Origin of the sequence: Pseudomonas sp. DCA-1, assembly GCF_046523955.1 — a bacterium.
GTDB lineage: Bacteria > Pseudomonadota > Gammaproteobacteria > Pseudomonadales > Pseudomonadaceae > Aquipseudomonas > Aquipseudomonas putida_Y.
The window spans coordinates 4,197,976-4,223,043 of record NZ_CP169881.1; the positions used below are offsets into that span (position 1 = coordinate 4,197,976).

The window sequence follows — 25,068 nt, forward strand, 5'->3', positions numbered from 1 at the left end:
ATCACCCGCTTATTTCTCTGTTTCCAGCCGCCGCGAGCACCTCGCGGCGGCTATTGCCCACATTACGGGCGCACCTCTCCTGCATTCGTCAGTAAATGTCGGCGTGCCATCCACAGGTTCGACAGGGCGAACAGCGTCATCAGTTGTGCGGTGTTCTTGGCCAAGCCACGGAAGCGCGTCTTCACATAACCGAACTGACGCTTGATCACTCGGAACGGATGCTCGACCTTGGCGCGGACCTGAGCCTTGGCCTTCTCGATCTTGCGCTTGGCTTTGTATAGCGCGCTGCGCTTATCGAGTTTCTTGTAGGTGCTGCGGCGCGCCGCAACCTGCCAGATCACTCGACGGCCCGCATGCTCGGGGCGCTTCTCGACGCCGGTGTAACCCGCGTCGGCACCGACCATGTTTTCCTCGCCGTGTAGCAGCTTATCGACCTGGGTTACATCCGCCACATTGGCTGCTGTGCCCACCACGCTGTGCACCAGGCCGGACTCGGCGTCCACGCCGATGTGGGCCTTCATGCCAAAATAATACTGCTGACCTTTCTTGGTCTGGTGCATCTCCGGGTCGCGCTTACCGTCCTTGTTCTTGGTCGAACTCGGCGCATTGATCAGCGTGGCGTCGACGATCGTGCCTTGGCGCAGCGACAGACCCCGGTCACCCAGATAGCCATTGATCACCGCCAGGATGCCCGCGGCCAGCTCGTGTTTTTCCAGCAGACGACGGAAGTTGAGGATGGTGGTTTCGTCGGGGATGTGCTCCAGGCTCAAACCCGCGAACTGGCGCAGGATAGTGGTCTCGTAGAGCGCCTCTTCCATCGCCGGATCACTGTAGCCAAACCAGTTCTGCATCAAATGCACGCGTAACATCGCCATCAGCGGATAGGCCGGACGACCGCCTTCACCCTTGGGGTAATGCGGCTCGATCAAGGCGATCAAACCCTTCCACGGCACCACCCGATCCATCTCGATCAGGAACAACTCTTTGCGGGTCTGCTTGCGCTTGCCGGCGTACTCGGCGTCGGCGAAGGTCATCTGCTTCATCGGAAAACTCGGCGGGTGGGATTCGGACATTTTGCCAAAATTAGGAAGTCTTCTTCAGAGTTTCCCTAAGCCATACCGATCCCGTATTGCAAAGGCTAAAAAAAGGTATTGGACCGCATGACACGCGAATCTTAGCATTCATGTTTGAAGCACCAACTCATCGGTGTTTCAACCATGAGATCTTGAAAGGAGACGAGTCATGGATAAACGAGTTGCCGAGGTCGCAGGCGCGATCGTCGAGGCAGTACGCAAAATTTTGCTGGACAAGCGCGTCACGGAAGCCGAATACCGCGCGGGTGTCGACTATCTCACCGAGGTCGCACAGACGCGGGAAACCGCGCTGCTTCTGGACGTTTTCCTGAACAGCACCATCATCGAAGGCAAGGCGTGGCGCTCGCGGACCTCTGCGCCTGCGATCCAGGGGCCGTACTTCCTGGAAGGTGCTCCTGTAGTTGAAGGCGTCCTCAAGACCTACGATACCGACGACCACAAACCGCTGATCATTCGCGGTACGGTGCGCTCGGACACGGGCGAGTTGCTCGCTGGCGCTGTCATCGACGTGTGGCACTCCACGCCCGACGGCAAGTACAGCGGCTTTCATGACCAGATCCCGACCGACTTGTACCGCGGCAAGGTCGTGGCCGATGCGCAGGGCAAGTACGCCGTGCGCACCACCATGCCCGCCCCGTACCAGATCCAGAACAAGGGACCGACCGGCGCGCTGCTTGAAATGATGGGAAGCCATACGTGGCGTCCCGCGCACGTGCACTTCAAGGTGCGCAAGGACGGTTTCGAACCGTTGACCACGCAATACTACTTCGAAGGGGGCAAATGGGTGGACGATGACTGCTGTCACGGCGTCACCCCCGACCTGATTACGCCCGAGACGATCGAGGACGGGGTGCGGGTCATGACCCTGGACTTCGTAATCGAGCGTGAGCAGGCCGAGCAACGCAAGTCGGCTACGGAGACAGTGGCATGAAGATCGAAGCGATCGATGTGACGCTGGTGGACGTCCCAGCTTCGCGTCCCATCCAGATGTCGTTTACCACGGTGCAGAAGCAGAGCTATGCGATCGTGCAGATCCGTGCGGGCGGGCTTGTCGGCATCGGCGAGGGCAGCAGCGTAGGTGGGCCGACTTGGAGTTCCGAATGCGCTGAAACCATCAAGGTCATCATCGAAACGTACTTGGCGCCGCTCCTGATCGGCAAGGACGCGACAAATCTGCGAGAGCTCCAGCACTTAATGGAGCGCGCCGTAACCGGAAACTATTCGGCCAAGGCGGCCATCGACGTTGCGCTGCATGATCTGAAGGCACGCTCTCTGAACCTGCCGCTGAGCGATTTGATCGGCGGCGCGATCCAGCAGGGCATCCCCATTGCCTGGACCCTGGCGAGCGGCGACACGCAGCGGGACATCGCAATCGCCGAGGAAATGATCGAGCGGCGCCGGCACAACCGGTTCAAGATCAAGCTTGGCGTGCGCTCCCCGGCAGATGATTTGCGCCATATCGAGAAGATTATCGAGCGCGTCGGTGACCGTGCTGCGGTGCGGGTCGATATCAACCAGGCCTGGGATGAGAACACGGCATCGGTGTGGATTCCGCGCCTGGAGGCGGCCGGTGTCGAACTGGTCGAACAGCCGGTGGCACGCAGCAACTTCGATGCGCTTCGGCGCCTGTCGGCCGACAACGGGGTGGCCATCCTGGCCGATGAAAGCCTGAGCTCGCTGGCGTCCGCCTTCGAACTGGCGCGCCATCATTGCGTCGACGCCTTCTCGCTGAAGCTGTGCAACATGGGCGGGGTGGCAAATACCCTCAAGGTCGCTGCGATCGCGGAAGCCTCGGGCATTGCGTCCTATGGGGGCACCATGTTGGATTCATCAATCGGCACCGCTGCTGCTCTCCATGTGTATGCCACATTGCCGACGATGCCCTTCGGATGTGAACTGCTAGGGCCCTGGGTGTTAGCCGACACGCTTACGCAGACCCAACTCGAGATCAAGGACTTCGAGATTCGGTTGCCCTCGGGTCCTGGGTTGGGTGTTGATATCGATCCGGACAAGCTGCGCCACTTCACCCGCGCGGGTTGATTGAAGTCAGTTAGGGGAAAATCACCATGTTGTCTCGTTTATCAATTCGTTTGGTCGTCTGGCTAGGCTGCGTAGGCTTGAGCTTGCTGGCAGTAACGGCGAGTGCTGCAGACTACCCGAGCAAGCCCATTCGATGGATCGTTCCATTCCCGCCGGGCGGTGCAATCGACATGGTTTCTCGTGTCTTGGCCCAGCGCGTGTCGCAAACGCTGGGGCAGCCGGTGACAGTGGAGAATCGTCCGGGCTCGGGCGGGATCATCGGCAGCGCGGAGGTCGCGCGCTCCCCGGCTGACGGTTATACGCTGCTGGTGAACTCGACAGGGCTGGCAGTGGACAAGTGGTTTTATCCGAACGTCGCCTACGATGCTCGGAAAGCATTTGCCCCCGTGGCGCTGTTGGCAACTATCCCCAGCGTTCTAGTGGTGCCGGCTGATTCCCCATACAAGGATGCCAGGAGCCTACTAGCGTACGCAAAGGCCAACCCCGGTAAGGTGTCATTCGCCTCTGCAGGCATGGGGACGTCGGTCCATCTGGCGGCCGCTCTGCTGGCCGCTCAGGCCGGGGTTGACCTGCTCCACGTGCCCTACAAAGGGAGCACGCCAGCTGCCGCCGACCTGATCGCGGGGCGAGTCTCCATGATGGTCGATTCGATCACCGCACAGCAGTCGTTTATCAAATCTGGACGGGTGCGTGCGCTGGGTGTCACCAGCTTGCAACCCGCGCCCTCATTGCCTGGGATTCCTCCCCTGGCGCAAGCAGCCGACCAACCGAAGTTCGAGGTCCTGACATGGTTTGGCTTATTTGTGCCGTCACGTACCTCGCCGGACATCGTCAAGGTGCTCAACACAGCAATGAATGAAGCACTGAAGACCCCGGAGGTACAAAAGGCGCTGGCGGATATCGGCGCTTCAGCGCAGGGGGGAACATCGCAAGCTCTGGGCGTCTTATGGGACAACGAGATCGACCGATGGGGCCAGTTGATCGTCCACCATCGACTCAACACCCAATGAACTGTAATCGGAGAGATGAAGATGTTGACTGAAGGGATATCGATTCAATCGTATGACGGGCATACATTCGGCGCGCTCGTGGGCTCGCCGGCCAAAGCGCCCGCTCCCGTGATTGTGATCGCTCAAGAAATATTTGGTGTGAACGCGTTCATGCGAGAAACGGTGTCATGGCTGGTCGACCAGGGGTATGCGGCAGTTTGCCCTGATCTGTACGCGCGCCAGGCGCCAGGTACAGCACTCGATCCGCAGGATGAGGCGCAGAGAGAGCAAGCCTACAAGCTCTGGCAGGCCTTCGACATGGAGGCCGGCGTGGGCGATCTGGAGGCTGCTATCCGCTATGCGCGACACCAACCCTACAGCAACGGCAAGGTGGGATTGGTGGGGTATTGCCTGGGCGGTGCGCTTGCCTTTCTAGTGGCCGCCAAAGGATACGTGGATCGCGCCGTAGGCTACTACGGTGTTGGACTGGAGAAGCAGCTCAACAAGGTCCCGGAAGTCAAGCATCCGGCGTTGTTTCACATGGGCGGCCAAGACCACTTCGTGCCCGCGCCAAGCCGCCAGCTGATTACTGAAGGCTTCGGTGCCAATCCATTGCTGCAAGTGCACTGGTACGAAGAGGCCGGACACTCGTTCGCCAGGACGAGCAGTTCGGGCTATGTGGCGAGTGCCGCGGCGTTGGCCAACGAACGTACACTGGATTTCCTGGCGCCCTTGCAGAGCAAGAAGCCATGAATTTCATTCACGACTATCGTTCCCCGCGGGTGATTTTTGGACCCGACAGCCTCGCCCGATTGCCGCAGGAACTGGAACGTCTCGGCATTGACCGGGCGCTCGTGTTGACCACGCCTGAGCAGGCGCCCCTGGGACGGCAAGTAGCCGAGCCGGTCATCGGCCACGTGGCAGCCTTCTACGATGGTGCGACCATGCATGTACCCGCTTTGGTGGCTGAGGAGGCCTGCAAGATTGCGCGCACGAGTGAGGCTAATGGCGTCATTGCGATTGGTGGGGGATCTACTATCGGACTCGCTAAGATCGTGGCGCTCCGTACAGAGTTGCCCATCGTCGCTGTGCCCACGACATATGCAGGTAGCGAGATGACGTCCATCTTCGGTATCACAGAGGGTGGCGTCAAGAAAACCGGCCGCGACGCGCGTGTCATGCCCCGTGCAGTTATCTACGAGCCCCGGCTGACCCTAGAGCTACCCCTTAGCATCAGCGTGACCAGCGCGATCAATGCAATAGCCCATGCAGTTGAAGGCCTGTATGCGCCAGATGCCACGCCGCTGCTTACCATCATGGCCCAGGAAGGAATCGCAGCGACGGTACGCGCGATTTCCAGAATGTATCAATCACCAAGAGATCTTCAGGCTCGCGGCGACGCGCTTTATGGCGCTTGGCTCTGCGCGAGCGTGCTTGGCAACGTCAGTATGGCATTGCACCACAAGCTGTGCCACACGCTGGGAGGAACGCTCGATCTCCCTCATGCCCAGACCCATACGGTCGTGCTGCCCCACGCGCTGGCCTATAACGCGCGCGCGGTGCCAGACGCAATGCGTGTGCTGCGCATTGCCCTGGGGCATGACGATCCACCCACGGCCTTGTACGAATTGGCTCGCGACAATGGCGCACCCGTGGCCTTGCGCGATCTCGGAATGCGCGAGGAGGATATTGAGCATGTTGGCGACCTGGCATTGCAGGACCGCTATCCCAATCCGCGGGAACTGGATCGAGACGCATTGCTTGCATTGCTGCGCGATGCGTACCACGGACGCCCGCCTTCCGCTTGAGGAGGTTGGCATGGAATTTTCTTTTGATACAAGTTGACGCCCCAGGCGTTGGCCACTCCAGCCGCACAGCCGGGCGGAGTGAACACAACAACACCACCACCACCACGAGGTTGCGATGGCGCATCTGTCCTACTCTCCTCCGAGGAATTTCGACGCCCTTTACCGACAACGTGTATTCCAGTCCCATCAGGCCGTGCGCATGCATGACGCGGCAGCGCGAGAGTTGGCCGACCATAGCCTGACATGGCGTTCGGGCAACGTCGATGCGGCTTTGTACAAGGCACGCGCGCGGCGCCTAACCCTGTTCTCCTTTCGCTATGGTGCAGAGGTCGAAATTGCACCAAGACCGAGCGAGGAGTTCATCGTGGTGCATCATTCGATCAGAGGCGCCGCAGAATTGAGCGTTGACGGCCAGCATATGGTATTGCCCCAAGGGCGCACCGGCTGGATGGCCCCACGGCGAAATTGGCGCATGCGCTGGGAGGCGGGGTGTGAGCAACTCATCCTGAAAATTCCGCGCGACATGATCGAGGCGGGTGGTATCGCACCGATGGCACCACTTGCGACTTTGCCAGCAGGGCTGGATACGCAGTGGCTGCTGCTGGTCCAGGTGTTGCTGGGCGCGTCGTCCGCACCGACCTGCGCGGGAGAGCCCGCCGCGTGGGTGGAGCATATCGAGCAGGGCTTGGCTTCGCTGCTGCGCGCGGCCAGTTCCTGTAGTTTGCCGCGCGAGTCGAGCGATCGGAACTTCGTTGCGCGCGACCCCATCGCCCGGCTTCAGGCCATGGAAGACTATATGCGTGAGCGCCTTGGGGCGCCTATCGGACTGGCAGACCTATCAGGTGCGGCCGGCGTCAGCGCCCGGGTCCTGCAGCAGACCTGTCAACGTCACCGGCAGATGAGCCCCATGGAGTTGCTACGAGACATGCGCCTGGATGCTGTCCATGCGTGGCTATCCGAGCACCCGAGTGCCAACATCACCGAGACAGCCCTGTTCTACGGATTCGGCCACCTCGGCCGATTCGCCGCCTACTACCGGCAACGCTTCGGAGAGTCACCGCACCAGACGGCGCAGCGCCGGTGTTGCGCTCTCTCCTGACTGCGATATCGCAGCGTCAGTGCATGCCGAGCGCTACGGCGTGGCGACGGCCGGTATGTCTCTCGCGAGCACGACTGGTTTGCGCGCTGCAGGATCTGCAGGATGGGCTGCCGCTGTTGCGGGGCCGAACCGTTCGAGGCCTTGGCACCGTCCTTCCAGACCGGCTCAAATCCTTGCTGACCCGCGTAACGGCAACTGGAGTCAATGTTGCCTGACGGATGGGCTGTGGCGTCTTGCCTGGTGTTAGCGAACCGGATTCCCCCATCCATCGCTTCATCGCTTATCTCGGTGCCGCAGACGTGGTGATCCTGATCCTGCCCTTGGTCTATGCCCCATGCTTACGCAGGCGGCGGAGGCAGCCAAGACAGCACCGTAGCAGTACCAGCCTGAGAGCGTGTGTGGACGCCCCGGAGTGCCAAGCCCTCAGTTCGTTAAGGCAATGGATCGCGGTGCGGAGCGTCCTCGGCCATGAAGGCAAGCAAGGTACGGCGCAGCAAAGCTCCACTCTTCATCGCTGACATCCGTCTGATACGGCCTTCTTGGCGCCGCTCCAAGGTACGGAATCGCCCAGCCGATCAATTCAACAATTAAGAAAGTACGCGCACGCGCTAAGGCCGGCCGCATGGCATGTCGCCTGGGGTCTTTCTATTTTCACCAGTTTCGGACTCTGGGGATATCCCTTGGATTTTCGCAATCCGGATTCTGATTCATATACATATTCGCGCAGCGGATAGCTGAGATGAGCAGGCGTTCCTAGACTCCATTCAACGCAATGTTGAAAAAGGAGACTAAGAACTTATCCGTAAATAGTTAAACTCTCGATCCGAGCTGTAGTTGATGCGGCGTTGGATCGAGACCTTGGCAAAGCGCGTTGATTCCTGGGTGGTGAGCGATGAGTTCTGGCGACGAGTAGAGCCGCTGATACCGGCGCGCCCGGTGGCAAACAAGACCTACGTGCGCAGGCCCGGTGCGGGGCGCCCACCAAAGCCACCTCGACTGGTGTTCGAGGCCATTGTCTTCGTGCTGCGCACCGGCTGCCAGTGGAAGGCGTTGCCCAAGGAGCGCTTCGGAAGCGCGAGCGCAGTTCACAAGCGGTTTCTCGAATGGGAAGCCGCTGGCTTCTTCGAGGATCTGTGGAAGTCTGGTCTGGCAGAGTACGACGAGATGGAAGGGATCGCGTGGCGCTGGCAGAGCATCGACGGCGCGATGATGAAGGCACCATTGGCGCAAGAAGCCGTCGGCCCAAACCCGACGGATCGGGGGAAAAAAAGGCAGCAAGCGCCATCTTCTGGTGGACGGTCGTGGCGTCCCCTTGTCGCTCGTCGTCACCGGGGCGAATGTGCATGACTGCAAGCGGCTGGACGACGTTCTCACTGCCATCGTCGTCAAGCGCAAGAATCCGCCGCATCGAAGAAGCAAGCACCTGTGCGCTGATGCGGGCTACCGTGGTGTCGCCCACCTTCGCACCATTGAAGACCACGGCTACATCCCCCATGTCGTGGGCCGGCGCACAGAGGCAGATGCCAAGCGGCGTGATCCAAGCAGGAGGGCGCGACGGTGGGTTGTCGAGGTCTGTCACAGTTGGTTCAACCGATTCCGTAAGCTGCTCGTTCGGTACGAAAAACTCGAACGAAGCTTCGTGGCGCTCAACCATCTTGCAGCCGCAATCATCGCGTTCCGCAAGGTGCCTGCCGAGGTCAACATAATTTACGGATAGGTTCTAAGCCATGTCCGAAATGGTCGCCAAGCCGTCTGCGCATGCCGAGCGCACAGTGTCTTTTTTACAGCCCAATGGTTCCGAAGTGCCTTTTCGGGTCTTTAGTTCGCAGGAAGTGTATGACCGCGAGCAGGAGCGAATCTTTCGCGGTGCGACCTGGTCCTTCCTCGGCTTGGAGGCGGAGATCCCGAACGTGTACGACTTTGACCTGCCCCCTTTTGCCGTGCCATTCATAACGAGGAAGTCCGGGGTTGCAAGATTAGTTGATCTCGATCTCGGTGGTCGTTGAGTTGGCTCGAGCTGCATCGCCAGCGCGCTGGCGATGCAGCTCGGCGAACTTCGCCGGTGGCATTCGCCCACAGCTGCTGTGCGGCCTGACCTCGTTGTAGTCCTGCCTCCAGACGGCAATGGCCGACCGGGCCTGCTGCAGCGTCTTGAACCACTGTTCGTTCAGGCATTCGTCCCTGAACTTGCCGTTGAAGCTCTCGATGTAGCCGTTCTGCATGGGCCGTCCCGGCTCGATCAGGATGTGGCGAATGCCGTGGGTCTGCGCCCAGCCCATGAAGGCCCGGCTGGTGAACTCCGGGCCGTTGTCGGTGCGCACGGCCAGCGGGTAGCCCCTGAAGACGGCGGCCCGGTCGAGCAGCCGCGTGACGTACTGGCCCGAGATGCCCCAGTCCACCGTGATGCTCACGCACTCGTGGCTGAAGTCATCAGCGACCGTCAAGCACTTGATGCGCCGTCCCGTGCTCAGGCTGTCGCTGACGAAGTCCATGCTCCACACCTCATTGACCGTCGTGGCCAGTTGCAGCGGCACGCGTTCGTTGGCGGGGCGTTTGACCTTCTTGCGCTTGCGCACCGCCAGATTGGCGGCGCTGTACAGGCGGTAGACGCGCTTGTGGTTCACACCCGGGAAGTGCGGGCGCAGCATGTCATGGATGCGCCGATAGCCGAAGCGTCGGCGTGCATGTGCGATCTCGACGATCTTGCTGCTGAGCTCTTTCGTCATGGCATCGGCCTCAGGTGGATGGCGGTAGCTGTCGCGGGAGAGCCCCACAAGCCCGCAGGCGCGCCGCTCGCTCAGATCGCATCGCTCGATCATGGTGGCAACGGCCGCACGCTTGGCCTGTGGGGCTAGCGCTTTACCCCGAAGGCGGTGTTCAGTGCGTGGATGTCCAAGTGCGCCTCGGCCAACAGCTTCTTGAGCTTGTTGTTCTCCGCCTCCAGCTCACGCAGCCGCCGGGCGTCGGGCACGTCCATGCCGCCGTACTTGGCGCGCCATTTGTAGAAGGTCGCGTCGCTGAAGCCGCCTTTGCGGCACAGATCCTTGATCGGCAAACCGGCCTCGGCCTGTTTGATGAAACCGATGATCTGCTCCTCGGTAAATCTGCTCTTTCTCATGTCCGTCATTCTCCAAGTTGACGGACTTCGCTGCCACTACGTTGGTACGGCTGGAAGGGGGCAGGTCACGGCCTACGAGGCCCAGAAGGTGCGCACGATGAACAACAAGCTCGTGCTGGAAGACCCAACCCTGCTCGGGCAGATCCAAGAGTACGAAGAAATCACCACCAACAACATCCAGGCCATCTTCCCCCAATTGGTGATCCAGCAGATCCACAACACGCTGGCGGCGCGCCAGTTGCTCCCCAAGGGTCCGAACAACTTCGAGCTGATCTTTCATTTCTTCGGCTACGAGGACGATACCCCGGAGTTGCGCGAACTGCGCCTCCTCCAGGCCAACCTCGTCGGTCCCGCAGGCTACATCTCGATGGAGGACACGGAGGCCACAGAACTGGTGCAGCGCGCCACGCGCATGGATCCGGACAGCCATTCGTACATCGCTATGGCCCAGGACGTTCCAGAGGAGACGGACTCTTCGATCACGGAATACATGATCCGACGCTTCTGGACCAGCTACCAGGCATTGATGGGGTACTGAGCATGGATACGAACAACGCACAACTCTGGACCGAAATCGCAATCTTGCAGCACCAGTACGTGAGCGCGCTCGACAGCGGAAACCTTGAGGCGTGGCCGCAATTTTTCACAGAGGACTGTCGATACGAAATCATTCCAAAGGAGAACGTGGATGCAGGGCTGCCGGCGCCGGTCATCTACTGTCGCAATCAGAAGATGCTACGCGACCGGGTGACCTCGCTGCGCAATGCCAACATCTACGAAAGCCACACCTACCGGCACCTGGTTTCGGGCCTGGTTCTGACGAACGTGGCACAGGACACCGTGCAAACGACGTCAAGTTATGTCGTGGTCATCACCGGCCTGACTGGCGAGTCCTCTATCTATCAGGCGGGGGCCTACCAAGACGAAGTAGTCAAGGCGAACGGCGTTTGGCGTTATCGCGCCAAGCGTGTGATGTACGACACCTTGCGCGTACAGACTCTGCTGGCCACTCCGATCTGAGACTTGGCGGCGATGTTGAGAATGCCGATTTCCGTATGCAACCTCTCAATGCAGGCCGCCACTCAAACGGTGAGGCAATGACTATTTTGTGAGAACGATGAATACTGCCTTCCTTCCCGATCCTGCTTCATTGCGTGTTCGTGTCGTGCGCAAAGAGGCTCTAACAAAGGACATTGTCCTGATTGAGTTGGCCAGTGTGGACGGCCAGCCTCTTCCCACGTTCACCGCGGGGGCACACATCGATGTGCAACTGCCGGGCGGCCTGACGCGCCAATATTCGCTATGCGACACCGCTGCAGAAACCTACCAGATCGCCGTTCTCAAGGAGCCGCAGGGACGAGGGGGATCGGTGGTGCGTATTCCACGCGATGGCGGACACGATTCCATGCTGATGGCGGACAGTGTTCCAGCGTGATGGCGGACAGTGTTCCACGCTGAAGGCGGACAGCATTCCAAACTGATGGCGGACACCTGCGGGGTGTTCTGAGTGACCCGAACGCGGCATACGCTGCCCGGTTTTTTGACCGGAACCAGCGATGCCCACACCCAGGGTCACCATGAGCAAACTACGACACACACTGCAACTGCTGCACCGCGGGGCCTTGAGCACCCGTCAAATCGGTGCCGCCCTCGGCATCTCCAAATCCACTGTCAGCGAGATAGCCAGCTACGCGCGCGTGGCCGGCGTGGACTGGGCACTGGCCCAGAGCCTGAACGACGACGAACTCCAGGCCCGGCTCTACAAGCCACCCGTGGCGCGCGAGTCCCGGCACCTTGAACCCGACCACGCCCACATCCACCGCGAACTGCGCCGACCTGGCGTGACGCTGCAGTTGCTTTGGGAGGAATACCAGCAACAGCACAGCGGGCAGGCGTACAAGTACAGCGCCTTCTGCGAGAAGTACAAGGCCTGGGCCCGGCGCCTGCAGCGCTCCATGCGCCAGACCCACACGGGCGGTGACAAGCTCTTTGTGGACTACGCCGGCCAGACCGTTCCCGTGGTGGATGCCGACACTGGCGAGATACGCCAGGCCCAGGTCTTCGTGGCCGTGCTGGGCGCATCGAACTACACCTACGCCTGCGCCACCGCCAGCCAGAAGGCCACCGACTGGGTGGCCAGCATCATTAGCGCGCTGGAGTTCATCGGCGGCGTGCCCCGCCTGCTGGTGCCTGACCAGCCGCGCGCCCTCATGGCCCGACCCGACCGTTACGAGCCCACCGCGCACCGCCTGCTCGAAGAGCTCTGTGCGCACTACAGCCTGGCCGTGATGCCCGCGCGCCCGGCCAAGCCACGCGACAAACCCAAGGTGGAGGTCGCTGTGCAGGTGGTCGAGCGCTGGATTCTGGCCAGGCTGCGCCACCAGACCTTCTTCAGCCTGGCCGAGCTCAACCGGGCGATTGCCGCCTTGCTGGTGGACTTGAACCAGCGCGCGTTCAAGAAGCTGCCGGGCAACCGCACTAGCGCCTTCGCCGAACTCGACCGGCCAGCCCTGCGCCCCCTGCCGCCGGTGCGCATGCCCATCGCGCGCTTCAAACCCGCCCGCGTCAACATCGATTACCACGTTGAGCTCGATGGCCACTACTACTCGGTGCCCCACGCCCTGGTGGGTGAGCCGGTGGAGTTGCGCATCACGGCCGGCACGCTCGAAGTCCTGCACGGCAGCAAACGCGTGGCCGCCCACGCCCTCAATCCCCGACGGGGTGCACACACCACCACGCCCGAGCACATGCCGGCCTCGCACCGGGCGCACCTGCAGTGGACGCCGGCCAAGCTCATCGCCTGGGGTGAGCGCGTGGGCGCGGCCACCGCCGCCGTGGTGCGCTGGCAGATGGAGCACCGCCAGCATCCCGAGCAGGGTTACCGCTCCTGTCTGGGCCTCATGCGCCTGGGCCGTGAGTACGGGGCTGACCGGCTGGAGGCCGCCTGTGCGCGGGCGCAGTCGATTCGCTCACCGTCCTACAAGAGCATCGCCTCCATCCTGGGCTGCGGCCTGGACCAGCGGCCGCTGGATGCGCCGATGGCCGCACAGGCGAACCTGCCGCTGCACGAGAACGTGCGCGGGCCGGGCTACTACCACTGAACTCCAACGTGCAAGCAAACCTAACAAGGAAGAACCATGCTCAACGAACAGACCTTGAACCAACTGCGCGCCCTGCGCCTGGACGGCATGGTGGCCGCCCTCAGCGACGCGGCCACCCACATCACGGCCAGCGAGCTGCCCTTTGAACAACGCCTGGCGCTGCTGGTGCAGCGCGAGGTGGACTGGCGTGACAGCAAGCGCCTGGAGCGCCTGTTGAAGGCGGCCCGCTTGAAGGTCTCCAGTGCCTGCCTGGAGGACATCGACTGGCGCGCCAGCCGGGGCCTGAGCCGAGAGGTCATCACCAGCCTGGCCGGCGGGGACTGGCTGCGCCATGGCCACAACGTGCTGCTCACCGGCGCCACCGGGTGCGGCAAGACGTGGCTCGCCTGCGCACTGGGGCAGCAGGCCGCGCGCCTGGGCTTCTCGGTGCTCTACACCCGCGCGCCACGGCTGCTGCAGGAGCTGCACGTGGCCCACGGCGATGGCAGCCTGGGCAAACGGCTGGCGCAACTGGCGCGGCTGGACCTGCTCATCCTGGACGACTTCGGCATCGCGCCGATTGCCGCGCACGAGCGAAACGACCTGCTGGAATTGCTGGACGACCGGGTGGGCACGCGCTCGACGCTCATCACCAGCCAGTTGCCGGTGACGGCCTGGCACGCCTGGCTGGACGAGCCCACGCTGGCCGACGCCATCCTGGACCGCATCGTGCACGGCTCGCACAAGATAGCCCTCAAGGGCGAGTCGATGCGCAAGCTCACCAAGGCCGTCTGAGCCGGCCGCGCCGACCGCCATTCCACGCTGATGGCGGACACTTCGGCTACGATTTGAGCGTCACTCAGGACACCCGCGCAACGTGTCCGCCATCGCCTGGAACGCTGTCCGCGATGGGAATGGAATCACTGTCCGCCATCAGTGGAATGCGCAGCGAGCCATGTTGGTCGCGCTGATGTTCAGCGGATATTGTGTTGGTGGGGTGCTGGCGGCAGTGCTTGGAAAATCGCTGATTGAGGTCCATGGCTGGCAGTCGGTCTTTCTCTTGGCCGCCGCGCCGATCGTGTTGATCCCGTTCATCCTCCGCAGCATGCCTGAGTCGGTGCCGTTCCTCATTCGGAGGAAGGACGCGCGCGCGTTGCAACAGCTCGCCGCGAAAATTGATCCCACGTACACACCCCATCAGGATGACACCTTTGTCGGCATCGGCGCCGAGCAAGCCGGTGCAACCGCGCCGGTCAGGCAGCTCTTCCAGGACGGTCGCACGCCGAGCACCGTACTGTTTTGGCTGTCATGCGTGATGTGCCTGTTCATGGTGTACGCGCTGAGCTCCTGGTTGACCAAGCTGATGGCTTCGGCGGGCTACAGCATCGGCTCAGCCTTGACTTTCGTGATCGTGATGAACCTGGGAGGAATTTTGGGCGCGATCGCTGGCGGCTGGCTAGTGTAGTGTTTGATTCTTAATGAAACTTAATTGAGCAACCACGCTCCAATGCTCTACTACGGTTTGCATTGGAGTGAAAAATTGCGAGTTGCCCCGACGATTGTGTTGACGGATGAAGAGGAAAGCGAGCTGAGCCGGCTGGCGCGCTCCAAGCGCACCAGCGTCAGATTGGCCCAGCGCGCCCAGATCGTGCTGCTGGCCGCGCAGGGGCTGCAAAACAAGGATATTGCCGAGCAGCTTGGCATTGGGCGCGTGCAGGTGGCGCGCTGGCGTGAACGCTACCTGCAATTGGGGCTGCAAGGTATCGAGCGCGACTTGCCGCGCGGCGCACCGCCGGTGAAGGTGGATGTGGCCAAGCTTGTGAAGCTAACCACACAGACCAAGCCCGAGGCGGCCACGCACTGGAGCACGCGCACGATGGCCGCTGAGTTGGGCGTCAGCGCCAGCACCGTGATGCGCCATTGGCAGGCCCACGGTCTCAAGCCTCACATCGTGCGCGGCTTCAAGGTCTCGCGCGATCCGCAGTTCGTGCAAAAGCTCGAAGACATCGTGGGGCTTTACATGTCGCCGCCCGAGCATGCGCTGGTGCTGTGCTGCGACGAAAAGAGCCAGGTGCAGGCGCTGGACCGAACGCAGCCCGGGCTGCCGCTCAAGAAGGGGCGCGCGGCCACCATGACGCACGACTACAAGCGCAACGGCACAACCACCTTGTTCGCTGCGCTCAACGTGCTCAACGGTCAGGTCATCGGCCAGTGCCAGCAGCGCCACACCCACATCGAGTGGCTGAAGTTCCTGCGTCAAATCAATCGGGAGACGCCCAAGGACAAGACGCTGCATCTGATCGCCGACAACTACGCCACGCACAAGCATCCAGCTGTGCAGGAGTGGCTGGCCAAGCACCCCAGATTCAACATGCACTTCACGCCGACCTCGGCATCGTGGCTGAACATGGTCGAGCGCTTCTTTCGCGACATCTCCGAGAACCGGCTACGCCGCGGGGTGTTCACCAGCGTGCCCGAACTCGTCTCGGCCATCGATGAGTACATCGCGCATCACAACACCAACCCCAAGCCGTTCATCTGGACCAAGAACGCTCGCGACATCCTGCAAAAGGTCATCCGCGCCAATAGCCGATTAAGTTCCAAACAGAATGCAACACTACACTAGCGGATCGGCTCCACATCAAGTACGTGCTCGCAAGCATGTATCTGATTGCGGCAGGCTCGTTGGCCATGCTGGGGCAGGAGGTCAGCACTAGCCTGCGTTATGTGCTGATCGGTCTTGCAGGCGGAACGACCATCGGTACGCAGATCGTAGGCTGCGCCTACGTGGGCCAGTTCTACCCGAACACGATTCGTGCAACCGGGCTGGGATGGTTCCTTGGTGTCGGGCGTGTGGGAGCCATTGTGGCGCCGATCGTGATTGGTGCGCTTGTGGGCGCCGAATTGCCTCTGGGGCTCAACTTCGTTGCCATCGGCATTCCAGGCTTGCTGGCGGCGATCTTGATCTTCTGCATTGACCATGCGAAGTCGGCATCGAATGAAAAGGAGGCGGCCAAGGAATCGTGGGCGACAGGGCGGCCTGCTGCAGGCGTGGTATTGGGCCGCGACTCTTGATCGCTGTGATCTAACGACTCTTCATAGAACATGCCCCACCACAGCTCCGAAAGAACTCGCCATGAATGCCAATCAGCCAGCATCGCCGGAAGGCGCGCCTAGTATTGCTTCTTTCTTCATCGTCATTGCAACCGATCATCCTGGCATGTCTGAAGTGCGTGCGCGGGTACGGCCGTCGCATCGCATTTGGCTGCGCGAGCATCCGGGCCACGCGATCAATGTTGTCCATGGGGGGCCGTTGCTGGACACGCAAGGCGCCATGGATGGCACGCTTCTCGTTGTGCAGGCGGCGCATATCGACGACGTGCACGCCTTCGTGGCCCACGACCCCTACGTACAGGCAGGTCTGTTTGCCGAGCTGTCGGTTCGCACATGGGAATGGACCTTGGGGCGGGGAACCTCATAAATCCTGGGTACAGGCCTCCTACCCGCCGCTCAAGGAACGGACATCCGGACGCGGAGGCGAAAAACCTTACCGGGAGGAATTGCAGTCGGTCTTGGCCGTCTGGTTGATCAGTTCGTTGCAATAGCCGCCCACGACGGGATTTAACGCACTCCTAGCGTCTAGGTAAACACGCGTTGCGGCACGCCGTTGGCGTCGAAGTCCTGGCTCGTCAGCACGGCGCTTCTTCGAGCGCATTCACGTGGCGTTGCAACTGGCGAACGAACTCGGAGAACTGGGGTGTCTCGTCTGTACTGGAGCGCTCGAACTCCTTATAGGGCGTGACGGCTTGCAATACTTTGCCCACGTTGGTCGGTGTGACGACATCGATGGCTGCACGGTTTCCGAGGTTGGAATGGGGCTTGGTCAACAGACGATACAGCGCCCAAGAATCTACATGCGGGCATTGGTTCATGAGCGCTTGGGCCAGCCGGCGCTTGAGCGGCACCAGTTGCCAGTCGGGAACGCGCTGCCCCCGGTTGCCCAAGCTGATGGACAGTAGCTTGCCTGCCTTCAGCTCGCGGTTGATCTGGTCTTTGGACTTCCCAGCCAGCTTCCCGAACAGCGCGACCGGCAGATTGTTCGGCGACTCGTACATGGCCAGCATTTCCTCACGCTCGCGCTGGATGGCAGAGACCTCCGACTCAGGAGCATGCGCCGGAGGCGGCGGCACCTGCGACAGGCGCTGGAACGTGATTCCGCCGCTGTTGGGGGTCACGACGATGGGCGTGGCCGCCACGGGCGGTGAGCCGGAGACACCGGGCTCGGCGACCGTCGGGGCCACGTCCACCGCTTCCTCCACTTCCGCCATCGCTGGCACCCCGTCGATACGGATGGTCAGGTGCGCGCTCGCAGCTTGCACTTCGCCCTGTTCGAGCAGGTCCAGGCGATCGGCCCAGTCCTGCATCATGCGGCGACGCGGCTCCACGTACTTGGCGTGGTTGTAGGCCGAACTCACCTTGTTGGGGTCGGAGTGCGAAAGCTGCGCGTCCACCCAAATCTTCGGGTAGCCGATCTCGTTGAGTGCCGTCGAGATGGTGCCGCGGATGCCGTGCCCGGTCAGGCGCCCCTCGTAGCCCATGAGCTGCACGGCCTTGTTGAGGGTGTTCTCGCTGATGCGTTTCTTGAGTTCGCTGCGGTGCGACAGCAGGTACTTCTGCGCCGGCCGCATCACGCCCAGGAGATAGCGCACGATCTCGATGGCCTGCAGGGACAGGGGCACGATGTAGGGCGGCACGTCCTGCGGCCGCTTGCCGGCCTTGCGCATTTCGTCCTGGAGTTGCTTGACGACCTCCGGCGGGATGATCCAAAAGCCCCGGTCGAGGTCGAACTGCTCGGGTTCGGCCAACCGCAGCTCGCCCGTGCGCACCCCCGTCAGGAACAGTAGCCGCACGCCAAGCTGGGTCTGCCAGCCCCGGGGGTTGTAGCGTCGCAGCTTCTGAAGGAACTCGGGCAGTTCGGGCAGGTGCAGATAGGGGTTGTGGGCCACCGGGGGCTTGGGCTCGGCCACCACGTCCAGGTCCGCAGCCGGGTTGACTTCCAGCCCCTCGGCGATGACCAAGGCATAGCGGAACATCTGGTTGAACCAGGTGCGGACCTTCTCGGCCGTGGTGAACGCCTTGCGCTTCTCGATCGCCGCCAGGACGCCCAGGAGCTGGGGCCGGCGAATGTCATAGATGGACATCTTCCCTAGGGTGGGCAGCACGTCCTTGTTGAAGATGCGCAGGATCTGCGAAAGCGTACTCTGGCGGCCTTCCTTGAGTTCCTTGCGGCGATGCTCGACCCAGGCATCGAAGACGTTCTTGAAGGTGTATTCGCCGGCCAGCTTGGCCGCGTGCCGACGCTGATCGCGTTCGATTTGGGGATCGATCCCCCTGGCGATCAGGGCCTGGGCCTTGTCCCGCTCGGCGCGGGCCTCGCGCAGGCTGAGGGCAGGATAGCCGCCCAGGGCCATGCGCTTTTGCTTGCCCAGCCAGGAGTAGCGGAACATCCAAGACTTGCCGCCTGCGGCAGAGACCATCAGGCTCAGGCAGTCGTTGTCGTAGAGGGTGTAGCGTTTGCCGGTGGTCTTGGCCTGCCGGACGATCAGATCAGAGAGTGCCATTTCGAGACTCCTAAGTAATGACTTAGGCCCTATGCTCGTCATGGTTCCCGCTCAGCCCCAGCAACTATCCGGAAGCCGCCTCACCCGTATTCCTGTGCCTAGATTGGCGCCTAAAAAAGGCTGGCTGTGGGTGGATTTCCGTGGCGCTCGCTGGAATGAAAAAAGGGGCCGAAGCCCCTCTTTTCAACGACTTACAGACGTCAGTAGAAGTCTGTGGATCATAACTTGGAGCGGGAAACGAGACTCGAACTCGCGACCCCGACCTTGGCAAGGTCGTGCTCTACCAACTGAGCTATTCCCGCATTTGGCGTCCCCTAGGGGACTCGAACCCCTGTTACCGCCGTGAAAGGGCGGTGTCCTAGGCCACTAGACGAAGGGGACACACAACACTTTTCAGTGCACCAGAACATGAACCTCACGATTCAGCCTGGATTTTCTTTTCCTGCCCCGCCGTTAAGCAGTGCCGGAGAAACTGGAGCGGGAAACGAGACTCGAACTCGCGACCCCGACCTTGGCAAGGTCGTGCTCTACCAACTGAGCTATTCCCGCATTGGCGTCCCCTAGGGGACTCGAACCCCTGTTACCGCCGTGAAAGGGCGGTGTCCTAGGCCACTAGACGAAGGGGACACGCTGCTGGCATTACTGCCTGCTTTCACTCCCTGCTGCGTTTCGCTGTGTGCTTTACGCTGCAAGTGGCGCGCATTCTATGGATGGTTCGGGAAGGCGTCAACCCCTTTGTAGAAATTTATTTAAATCAATGACTTCCGGGTACACCCAGCGCTGTTTTGGCAAGCCTGCCGGGGTTTGGCGTTGATTTTCTGGCGTCAAGTCAGCATTAATGTGCCAGCATCCAGTCATGGCACAGTTTGCCGATAGAAAAAGAGAATGGCTGTCAGGGCCTCTCGCGAGCAAGCTCGCTCCTACACTCAATATGCAAACCTATTCATGAGGCATTAACGGTGACACCACTTCTGATCACCCTGCTCATCGTGGCGGGCATCGCGTTGCTGATCGTGATCGGCTACCTCAACAATGTGGTCGAGAATGGCAAGCTTGAGCGCGCCCGGACGAAGATCGAGCTCGCCGACCGCCTGCGTCGCTGTGGCGAAATCACCGAGACGTTCCCCGGCCAGTTCATGACCCCGGCTCTCAAATTGCTGCTGACCCGCCTGGAGCTGAACCTCAACCAGCGCCTGCTGGCGGTGGACAAGCACAATGCCGAATTCAAGGCGCGCATCGCCGAACTGGAAGGGCTGATTGCCCTGGGCGACAAGCTCCCGGTCTGCAACCCTCCTAACCCGATCCACACCGAGATCAAGGCCAAGGACGTACGCTTCTTGCTGGAGGCGCTGCACAATCAGGTGACCCGCGCAGCCCAGGAAGGCTTCTTGCCAACGACCGAGGCCAAGCACTGGGTCAAGGAGATCCGCCATATTCTGGTGTTGTTGCATATCGAGTTCTTCAACAACCTGGGCCAGCAGGCTTTGCAGAAAGGCCAGCCCGGCCAGGCGCGCCTGGCCTTCGAGCGCGGCGTGCAGTATTTGCGCAAGCAGCCGGAGCCGAAGGTGTATGAAGAGCAGCTGACGTATCTTGAGAAACTGTTGGCCCGGGCCAATGCCCAGGTAATGGACCGCATGGCACCGGCGGAGGACGAGCACAACGAATTGACTGATGGGCTCAAGACCGATGAGGAAGAGACCTGGAAGAAGAAGGTGATCTACGACTGATTGGTTAACCTGTACCGACCTCTTCGCGGGTAAACCCGCTCCTACAAGCGAAGAGGCCGGCACAGGCAACATCGATCAGCAGTCAGTCAACGCCAGAAAGATCGCCGCCAACCGCTCCAGCCCCACCTGGTCCGCCTCGCTGAACCGCCCGACCGTCGGGCTGTCCAGGTCCAGCACGCCAATCAACCTGCCGTCCTTCACCAACGGGATCACCAGCTCGCTGTTGGAGGCACTGTCACAGGCAATGTGGCCCGGGAATGCATGTACATCCTCGACCCGCTGGGCTTGCCGCGTTGCCGCCGCGGCCCCGCACACACCTTTACTGAACGGAATGCGCACACACGCCACCTGGCCCTGGAACGGGCCCAGCACCAGCTCTTCGTTGCGGTTGAGGTAGAACCCCGCCCAGTTCAGGTCGTCCACCTGGTTATACAGAAACGCCGAAAACTGCGCGGCGTTGGCGATGAAGTCACGCTCGTCAGCGAACAGCGCCTGCACTTGCGCCGCCAGCAGGTTGTAGCCGTCGAGGCCGGCGCCACTGGCATTGAGGTCGATCATTTATTTTTGCTCCAGCAATTGCAGCCCGACCCAGTAGCGGGCGAACTGATAGGCACAACGGCCATTACGGTTGCCGCGGCCGGTGGCCCAGCGCACGGCGAGGATGTCGAGTTCTTCGGTGCGCTGCCACACAAGGCCCGCAGGTTGTGCCAACTGGCCAATCCAGTGCTCCACAACATTCAGGAAATGGTCCTGGGTGAACGGGTAGAACGACAGCCACAGGCCAAAACGGTCAGACAGGGCAATCTTGTCCTCCACTGCTTCACTGGGGTGCAGTTCGCCGTCGACACGCTTCCAGTTCTCGTTGTCGCTTTCCTTCTCGGGCACCAGGTGGCGGCGGTTGGAGGTGGCGTACAGCAGCACATTGTCCGGGGCTTGCTCCAGCGAGCCGTCGAGCACGCTCTTGAGCACCCGGTAGTCGCCCTCCCCGGCTTCGAACGACAGGTCGTCGCAGAACAGGATGAAGCGTTGCGGCAGCTTCTGCAGTTGCTCGACCACCCGTGGCAGGTCGGCCAGGTGGTCACGTTCGATTTCGATCAGGCGCAGGCCGGCGCTGGCGTGCTCAGCCAGCAAGGCACGTACCAGCGACGACTTGCCGGTACCGCGCGAGCCCCACAGCAGCGCGTGGTTGGCCGGCAGGCCATTGATGAACTGGTGGGTGTTGCGGCCCAGCTGGTCGCACTGTTTGTCGACGCCGATCAGGTCGGTCAGGCGAATGTCCAGGCTGACGTCCAGCGGCAGCAGGTAGCCGCTGCGGCCATCACGCTGCCAGCGCGCGGCCAGTGTGGTGCCCCAGTCGATGTGCGGGCGTTGTGCCGGCAACAGGGGTTCAAGGCGCGCCAGTACCGATTCGGCGCGGTCCAGAAAAGCGATCAAGCGAGCGTCCATGACGACTCCTAACAATCTCAGTTTTGTGGGGGCCGCTGCGCGCCCCTTCGCGGGCTTGCCCGCTCCCACAGGGCTTGCCTTCAGCCTGGGGCTAAGCTGTACCTGTGGGAGCGGACAAGCCCGCGAAGGGGCGCCAAGCGGCCCCCGCCTGGCGATCAACTGAAATGAACAGACAGACCCACCAGCAGCCGGGGCTATTCGGCTATGCTTGCGCAGCGCAAGGAACGGGAAACCGGCTCGGGACTCATGGATATCAAGTTCACCAATCGCCTGTCATACAAGCAAGCCCGGTTGACAGTCCTGGTCGGCTTCATCCTGGGAACATTGCTCAGTCTCATCCAGATCGGCATCGATTATGCCAGCGAAGACGCGTCCATCAACCGTGAAGTGAACGCGCTGCTGCAAATCAGCCACAACCCGGCCTCGCGCATCGCTTACAACATCGACTCGGAACTGGCGCTGGAGCTGACACGCGGCCTGCTGCAGTCGCCGGCCGTCATCCGCGCACGGCTGATCGACAACAACGAAACGGTACTGGCCGATGTCGAGCGGCCCAAGCTGCAAGACCGCTACCGGCCACTCAGCGACTTCCTGTTCGGCGAGCAGCGGCAGTTCAAGGAGCGCCTGTACCTGACCCACATGCCAGAGCAATACCTGGGCACCCTGTATCTGGACATCGACACCTTCGCCTTCGGCAGCCGCTTTCTCGACCGTGCCGGCATTACCCTGCTCAATGGTTTCGCCCGCAGCCTGGTGCTCACCGGCATCTTGCTGGCGCTGTTCTACATGATGCTGACCAAGCCGCTGGTGACGGTGATCGGCGCACTCAGCGGCCGCGACCCGCGCAACCCCCGGCAAACGCGCCTGGAATGCCCCCACGGACACGAGCATGACGAAATCGGCGTGCTGGTGAAGGTCGCCAACCAGCAGTTCGTCAGCATGGCCACCGAGATTGAACAGCGGCGCACCGCGGAAAACCGTCTGACCCAGTACCTGAACGAGCTGGAAGACATTGTGTCGGCACGCACCAACGAGCTCAAGGCCAGCAACAGCAGCCTGAGCCTGTCCAACCAGGAGCTGGAACAAGCCCGCAGCCGAGCGCTGGACATGGCCCAGGCACGCGCCGCCTTCCTGGCCAACATGAGCCACGAAATCCGCACCCCGCTCAACGGCATGCTCGGCATGATCGCCCTGGCACTGGACAACCCGCTGCCCAGCGAGCAACGCCAGCAACTGGCTATCGCCCATGACTCGGGCAAGGTGCTGGTAGAGCTGCTGAACGATATTCTCGACTTGTCCAAGTTCGATGCCGGCCAACTGGAACTGGAACGCATTGCGTTCGACATGGGCTCAATGGTGGAAGACACCGCCAACCTGCTGTCGCAGAACACCGCGCAAAGCGTGGAGCTGACCTGCCTGATCGCCAGCGACTTCCCCAGCAGCGTGCTTGGCGACCCCACGCGTGTGCGGCAGATCGTCAGCAACCTGCTGTCCAACGCGCTGAAGTTCACCCGCTTCGGCCGCGTCGATGTGCGCTTGGCGGCCATTGTCGGCGGTGTGCGTCTGGAGGTACGGGATACCGGCATCGGCATCCCCGAAGACGCCCAGGCGCGCATCTTCCAGCCTTTCACCCAGGCCGGTGCCGGCATCACCCGCCAGTACGGCGGCACCGGCCTGGGCCTGGCGCTGACGCGCAACCTGTGCAAGGCCATGCAGGGTCACCTGCACATTCGCTCCGAGCCGGGCTTTGGCAGTTGTTTTACCGCCGAATTGCCGCTGACCGTGCACACCGAAGCCATCCCGCCAGCGCCCTTGCATGGCCGCGTGGCAGCATTGAGTGCAGCCGGCAGCGGGCTCAGTGAACTGTTGCAGCACTTGCTGCCCGCCTGGGGCCTGACCTACCAGCGCCATGACAGATGCGCCACGCTGGATGCCGAAGCGATCGACCTGTTGATCACCGACGACGTCGAGCACCTGTTCGAGCTGCGCCCGGCATTGAAAACCCCGATTCTGCTGGTGACTGCCTACGGCAACTTCCTGCCCAACGAGCAGTCCTTGGCTTTGGCCCCGCTGCACCAGCTAGCCCGGCCATTGGCACGCAACGCCTTGTACCAGACCCTGCGCCGCACCTTGCAAGGCCATGAGCCCGAACACCCGCTGGCCATCCCGGCCATTACCCAGGAGCAAGGCCGTGCGAGGATTCTGCTGGTAGAGGACAACCCGGTGAACCAGCTGGTGGCCAAGGGCATGCTGGCCAAGCTCGGCTGCCAGGTGCAACTGGCCACCCAGGGCGCGGAGGCCCTTGAGCTGCTGGCGCGTGAGGAATTCGACCTGGTGCTGATGGACTGCAACATGCCGGTGATGGACGGCTACGAGGCCAGCCGGCGCATCCGCCAAAGCGGCCGCTGGCCCGAGTTGCCGATCGTTGCCCTCACCGCCAACGCCATGCCCGAAGAGCGCGAACGCTGCCGGGCGGCGGGCATGAACGACTACCTGGCCAAGCCATTCCGCCGCGAAGAGCTACTGGCCTTGGTCGACCATTGGGTGCCCTTCAGCGGCTGAGCAAACGCTCGATGTCCGCCTCAAGGGCCTGTGGCTTGGTGGTGGGGGCATAGCGCTTGACCTGGCCACTGGCCGGGTCGACCAGAAACTTGGTGAAGTTCCACTTGATCTTCTGGCTACCCAGAATGCCCGGGCCGCGCCGCTTGAGCTCAACGAACAGAGGGTGAGCGCCCGGGCCGTTGACCTCGACCTTGCGAAACAGCGGGAAAGTCACGCCGAAATTACGCTCGCAGAACTGCGCAATTTCCCGCGCATCGCCAGGTTCCTGCTTGCCGAACTGGTTGCACGGAAAGCCCAGTACCACCAGGCCACGGTCACGGTAGGCCTGCCACAGTTGTTCCAGGCCCTTGTACTGCGGGGTAAACCCGCACTGGCTGGCGGTATTGACCACCAACAGTACCTTGCCCGGGAAGTCGCCGAGCTTCTTGTGCTCGCCGCCCAGGGTCACGCAGGGGATGTCCAGTATCGATGCAGCCATTGTCGG

24 protein-coding genes, 4 tRNA genes and 1 pseudogene are annotated in these 25,068 nt (G+C 61.7%); 19 read left to right on the plus strand and 10 right to left on the minus strand.

Going from position 1 to position 25,068, the window contains the following annotated elements; genetic code table 11:
• Positions 1-62: 62 nt before the first annotated feature.
• On the minus strand, positions 63-1,043 hold the full coding sequence (locus ACE4QZ_RS19785) for an IS5 family transposase (RefSeq protein WP_410480145.1): 981 nt from the start codon (positions 1,041-1,043) through the stop codon (positions 63-65).
• Positions 1,044-1,242: 199 nt separating this feature from the next.
• Between ACE4QZ_RS19785 and ACE4QZ_RS19790 the strand changes: the two genes are divergently transcribed.
• The 8 genes and pseudogenes from ACE4QZ_RS19790 (at position 1,243) to ACE4QZ_RS19825 (ending at position 9,036) form a co-directional block, all read left to right on the plus strand.
• A complete protein-coding gene (locus tag ACE4QZ_RS19790) occupies positions 1,243-2,025 on the plus strand; it encodes a chlorocatechol 1,2-dioxygenase (protein ID WP_410480140.1) in 783 nt (260 codons plus the stop codon).
• A complete protein-coding gene (locus ACE4QZ_RS19795; RefSeq protein WP_011489354.1) occupies positions 2,022-3,134 on the plus strand; it encodes a muconate cycloisomerase family protein in 1,113 nt (370 codons plus the stop codon). The genes ACE4QZ_RS19790 and ACE4QZ_RS19795 overlap by 4 nt, the downstream gene beginning before the upstream one ends.
• 26 nt (positions 3,135-3,160) lie before the next feature.
• Complete coding sequence (locus ACE4QZ_RS19800) at positions 3,161-4,144, plus strand: Bug family tripartite tricarboxylate transporter substrate binding protein (RefSeq protein WP_410480146.1); 984 nt, start codon at positions 3,161-3,163, stop codon at positions 4,142-4,144.
• 21 nt (positions 4,145-4,165) lie between these two features.
• Positions 4,166-4,876 (plus strand): dienelactone hydrolase family protein, encoded by a 711-nt coding sequence (locus ACE4QZ_RS19805; protein ID WP_011489356.1) that lies wholly within the window; start codon positions 4,166-4,168, stop codon positions 4,874-4,876.
• Positions 4,873-5,931 carry a maleylacetate reductase gene (locus ACE4QZ_RS19810; protein ID WP_011489357.1) on the plus strand — a complete coding sequence of 353 codons (1,059 nt, stop codon included), beginning with the start codon at positions 4,873-4,875 and terminating at the stop codon, positions 5,929-5,931. The genes ACE4QZ_RS19805 and ACE4QZ_RS19810 overlap by 4 nt, the downstream gene beginning before the upstream one ends.
• Before the next feature lie 115 nt (positions 5,932-6,046).
• A complete protein-coding gene (locus ACE4QZ_RS19815; RefSeq protein WP_011489358.1) occupies positions 6,047-7,030 on the plus strand; it encodes an AraC family transcriptional regulator in 984 nt (327 codons plus the stop codon).
• Between the two features lie 837 nt (positions 7,031-7,867).
• A pseudogene (locus tag ACE4QZ_RS19820) lies at positions 7,868-8,747 on the plus strand (IS5 family transposase).
• Positions 8,748-8,757: 10 nt separating this feature from the next.
• Positions 8,758-9,036, plus strand: a complete 279-nt coding sequence (locus ACE4QZ_RS19825) for a hypothetical protein (RefSeq protein ID WP_410480147.1) — start codon at positions 8,758-8,760, stop codon at positions 9,034-9,036.
• On the opposite strand, the gene ACE4QZ_RS19830 is transcribed toward ACE4QZ_RS19825, so the two are convergent.
• Positions 9,007-10,148 (minus strand): IS3 family transposase gene (locus ACE4QZ_RS19830; protein ID WP_152528043.1). Its coding sequence is split into 2 segments (ribosomal slippage): positions 9,007-9,887 and positions 9,887-10,148, totalling 1,143 coding nucleotides; the frame shifts between segments, so codons are not numbered across the junction. The two genes, ACE4QZ_RS19825 and ACE4QZ_RS19830, sit on opposite strands and share 30 nt — an antisense overlap.
• Before the next feature lie 97 nt (positions 10,149-10,245).
• Here ACE4QZ_RS19830 and ACE4QZ_RS19835 point away from each other — a divergent pair.
• From ACE4QZ_RS19835 to ACE4QZ_RS19875, 9 genes are all read left to right on the plus strand, one after another.
• Positions 10,246-10,686 (plus strand): hypothetical protein, encoded by a 441-nt coding sequence (locus ACE4QZ_RS19835; RefSeq protein WP_410480148.1) that lies wholly within the window; start codon positions 10,246-10,248, stop codon positions 10,684-10,686.
• Between the two features lie 2 nt (positions 10,687-10,688).
• On the plus strand, positions 10,689-11,168 hold the full coding sequence (andAd, locus tag ACE4QZ_RS19840; protein WP_011489368.1) for an anthranilate 1,2-dioxygenase small subunit AndAd: 480 nt from the start codon (positions 10,689-10,691) through the stop codon (positions 11,166-11,168).
• A gap of 97 nt (positions 11,169-11,265) precedes the next feature.
• Entirely contained in the window at positions 11,266-11,583 is a 318-nt protein-coding gene (locus ACE4QZ_RS19845) for a hypothetical protein (RefSeq protein WP_410480149.1), read from the plus strand.
• Positions 11,584-11,704: 121 nt separating this feature from the next.
• Positions 11,705-13,249: an IS21 family transposase gene (gene istA / locus ACE4QZ_RS19850; RefSeq protein WP_024099860.1), complete on the plus strand. Its 1,545-nt coding sequence runs from the start codon at positions 11,705-11,707 to the stop codon at positions 13,247-13,249.
• A gap of 36 nt (positions 13,250-13,285) precedes the next feature.
• Complete coding sequence (gene istB / locus ACE4QZ_RS19855; protein WP_011805003.1) at positions 13,286-14,023, plus strand: IS21-like element helper ATPase IstB; 738 nt, start codon at positions 13,286-13,288, stop codon at positions 14,021-14,023.
• 82 nt (positions 14,024-14,105) lie between these two features.
• Positions 14,106-14,693 carry an MFS transporter gene (locus ACE4QZ_RS19860; protein ID WP_410480150.1) on the plus strand — a complete coding sequence of 196 codons (588 nt, stop codon included), beginning with the start codon at positions 14,106-14,108 and terminating at the stop codon, positions 14,691-14,693.
• Positions 14,694-14,768: 75 nt separating this feature from the next.
• Positions 14,769-15,854, plus strand: coding sequence for an IS630 family transposase (locus tag ACE4QZ_RS19865; RefSeq protein WP_087748270.1), 1,086 nt, complete (start codon positions 14,769-14,771; stop codon positions 15,852-15,854).
• Between the two features lie 35 nt (positions 15,855-15,889).
• Positions 15,890-16,303 carry a hypothetical protein gene (locus ACE4QZ_RS19870; protein ID WP_410480151.1) on the plus strand — a complete coding sequence of 138 codons (414 nt, stop codon included), beginning with the start codon at positions 15,890-15,892 and terminating at the stop codon, positions 16,301-16,303.
• Between the two features lie 61 nt (positions 16,304-16,364).
• The gene (locus ACE4QZ_RS19875; protein WP_011489371.1) at positions 16,365-16,709 is read left to right on the plus strand and encodes a YciI family protein; all 345 of its coding nucleotides are present in this window, start codon (positions 16,365-16,367) and stop codon (positions 16,707-16,709) included.
• A gap of 208 nt (positions 16,710-16,917) precedes the next feature.
• Here ACE4QZ_RS19875 and ACE4QZ_RS19880 read toward each other — a convergent pair whose 3' ends face one another.
• The 5 genes from ACE4QZ_RS19880 to ACE4QZ_RS19900 all read right to left on the minus strand — a co-directional run bounded on the left by ACE4QZ_RS19880 (position 16,918) and on the right by ACE4QZ_RS19900 (position 19,476).
• A complete protein-coding gene (locus ACE4QZ_RS19880) occupies positions 16,918-18,849 on the minus strand; it encodes a tyrosine-type recombinase/integrase (protein WP_011489372.1) in 1,932 nt (643 codons plus the stop codon).
• Between the two features lie 226 nt (positions 18,850-19,075).
• Positions 19,076-19,151: transfer RNA gene (locus tag ACE4QZ_RS19885), tRNA-Gly, on the minus strand.
• A gap of 3 nt (positions 19,152-19,154) precedes the next feature.
• Positions 19,155-19,230: transfer RNA gene (locus ACE4QZ_RS19890), tRNA-Glu, on the minus strand.
• Positions 19,231-19,322: 92 nt separating this feature from the next.
• Positions 19,323-19,398 (minus strand) — tRNA-Gly (locus ACE4QZ_RS19895).
• A gap of 2 nt (positions 19,399-19,400) precedes the next feature.
• Positions 19,401-19,476 (minus strand) — tRNA-Glu (locus ACE4QZ_RS19900).
• Positions 19,477-19,808: 332 nt separating this feature from the next.
• Between ACE4QZ_RS19900 and ACE4QZ_RS19905 the strand changes: the two genes are divergently transcribed.
• Positions 19,809-20,576, plus strand: coding sequence for a hypothetical protein (locus tag ACE4QZ_RS19905; RefSeq protein WP_021784794.1), 768 nt, complete (start codon positions 19,809-19,811; stop codon positions 20,574-20,576).
• Between the two features lie 75 nt (positions 20,577-20,651).
• Here ACE4QZ_RS19905 and ACE4QZ_RS19910 read toward each other — a convergent pair whose 3' ends face one another.
• Both ACE4QZ_RS19910 and ACE4QZ_RS19915 read right to left on the minus strand, forming a co-directional pair.
• Positions 20,652-21,134: a GAF domain-containing protein gene (locus tag ACE4QZ_RS19910; protein WP_319299014.1), complete on the minus strand. Its 483-nt coding sequence runs from the start codon at positions 21,132-21,134 to the stop codon at positions 20,652-20,654.
• Positions 21,135-22,022 carry an ATP-binding protein gene (locus tag ACE4QZ_RS19915; RefSeq protein WP_084851602.1) on the minus strand — a complete coding sequence of 296 codons (888 nt, stop codon included), beginning with the start codon at positions 22,020-22,022 and terminating at the stop codon, positions 21,135-21,137.
• Positions 22,023-22,226: 204 nt separating this feature from the next.
• Here ACE4QZ_RS19915 and ACE4QZ_RS19920 point away from each other — a divergent pair, with 204 nt between their 5' ends.
• Positions 22,227-24,584, plus strand: coding sequence for an ATP-binding protein (locus ACE4QZ_RS19920; protein WP_028696976.1), 2,358 nt, complete (start codon positions 22,227-22,229; stop codon positions 24,582-24,584).
• Here ACE4QZ_RS19920 and ACE4QZ_RS19925 read toward each other — a convergent pair.
• Positions 24,574-25,062: a glutathione peroxidase gene (locus ACE4QZ_RS19925; protein WP_103443893.1), complete on the minus strand. Its 489-nt coding sequence runs from the start codon at positions 25,060-25,062 to the stop codon at positions 24,574-24,576. The two genes, ACE4QZ_RS19920 and ACE4QZ_RS19925, sit on opposite strands and share 11 nt — an antisense overlap.
• Between the last annotated feature and the right edge of the window lie 6 nt (positions 25,063-25,068).

Bases quoted from the DNA above. Each gene is read 5' to 3' on its own strand.
- ACE4QZ_RS19915 (WP_084851602.1), bottom strand. From the start codon at position 22,022: ATGGACGCTCGCTTGATCGCTTTTCTGGACCGCGCCGAATCGGTACTG.
- andAd (WP_011489368.1), top strand. From the start codon at position 10,689: ATGGATACGAACAACGCACAACTCTGGACCGAAATCGCAATCTTGCAG.
- ACE4QZ_RS19785 (WP_410480145.1), bottom strand. From the start codon at position 1,043: ATGAAGCAGATGACCTTCGCCGACGCCGAGTACGCCGGCAAGCGCAAG.
- ACE4QZ_RS19870 (WP_410480151.1), top strand. From the start codon at position 15,890: ATGTATCTGATTGCGGCAGGCTCGTTGGCCATGCTGGGGCAGGAGGTC.
- ACE4QZ_RS19790 (WP_410480140.1), top strand. From the start codon at position 1,243: ATGGATAAACGAGTTGCCGAGGTCGCAGGCGCGATCGTCGAGGCAGTA.
- ACE4QZ_RS19910 (WP_319299014.1), bottom strand. From the start codon at position 21,134: ATGATCGACCTCAATGCCAGTGGCGCCGGCCTCGACGGCTACAACCTG.
- ACE4QZ_RS19835 (WP_410480148.1), top strand. From the start codon at position 10,246: ATGAACAACAAGCTCGTGCTGGAAGACCCAACCCTGCTCGGGCAGATC.
- ACE4QZ_RS19920 (WP_028696976.1), top strand. From the start codon at position 22,227: ATGCTTGCGCAGCGCAAGGAACGGGAAACCGGCTCGGGACTCATGGAT.
- ACE4QZ_RS19825 (WP_410480147.1), top strand. From the start codon at position 8,758: ATGTCCGAAATGGTCGCCAAGCCGTCTGCGCATGCCGAGCGCACAGTG.
- ACE4QZ_RS19875 (WP_011489371.1), top strand. From the start codon at position 16,365: ATGAATGCCAATCAGCCAGCATCGCCGGAAGGCGCGCCTAGTATTGCT.
- ACE4QZ_RS19810 (WP_011489357.1), top strand. From the start codon at position 4,873: ATGAATTTCATTCACGACTATCGTTCCCCGCGGGTGATTTTTGGACCC.
- istB (WP_011805003.1), top strand. From the start codon at position 13,286: ATGCTCAACGAACAGACCTTGAACCAACTGCGCGCCCTGCGCCTGGAC.
- ACE4QZ_RS19805 (WP_011489356.1), top strand. From the start codon at position 4,166: ATGTTGACTGAAGGGATATCGATTCAATCGTATGACGGGCATACATTC.
- ACE4QZ_RS19925 (WP_103443893.1), bottom strand. From the start codon at position 25,062: ATGGCTGCATCGATACTGGACATCCCCTGCGTGACCCTGGGCGGCGAG.
- ACE4QZ_RS19795 (WP_011489354.1), top strand. From the start codon at position 2,022: ATGAAGATCGAAGCGATCGATGTGACGCTGGTGGACGTCCCAGCTTCG.
- ACE4QZ_RS19880 (WP_011489372.1), bottom strand. From the start codon at position 18,849: ATGGCACTCTCTGATCTGATCGTCCGGCAGGCCAAGACCACCGGCAAA.
- istA (WP_024099860.1), top strand. From the start codon at position 11,705: ATGCCCACACCCAGGGTCACCATGAGCAAACTACGACACACACTGCAA.
- ACE4QZ_RS19845 (WP_410480149.1), top strand. From the start codon at position 11,266: ATGAATACTGCCTTCCTTCCCGATCCTGCTTCATTGCGTGTTCGTGTC.
- ACE4QZ_RS19800 (WP_410480146.1), top strand. From the start codon at position 3,161: ATGTTGTCTCGTTTATCAATTCGTTTGGTCGTCTGGCTAGGCTGCGTA.
- ACE4QZ_RS19815 (WP_011489358.1), top strand. From the start codon at position 6,047: ATGGCGCATCTGTCCTACTCTCCTCCGAGGAATTTCGACGCCCTTTAC.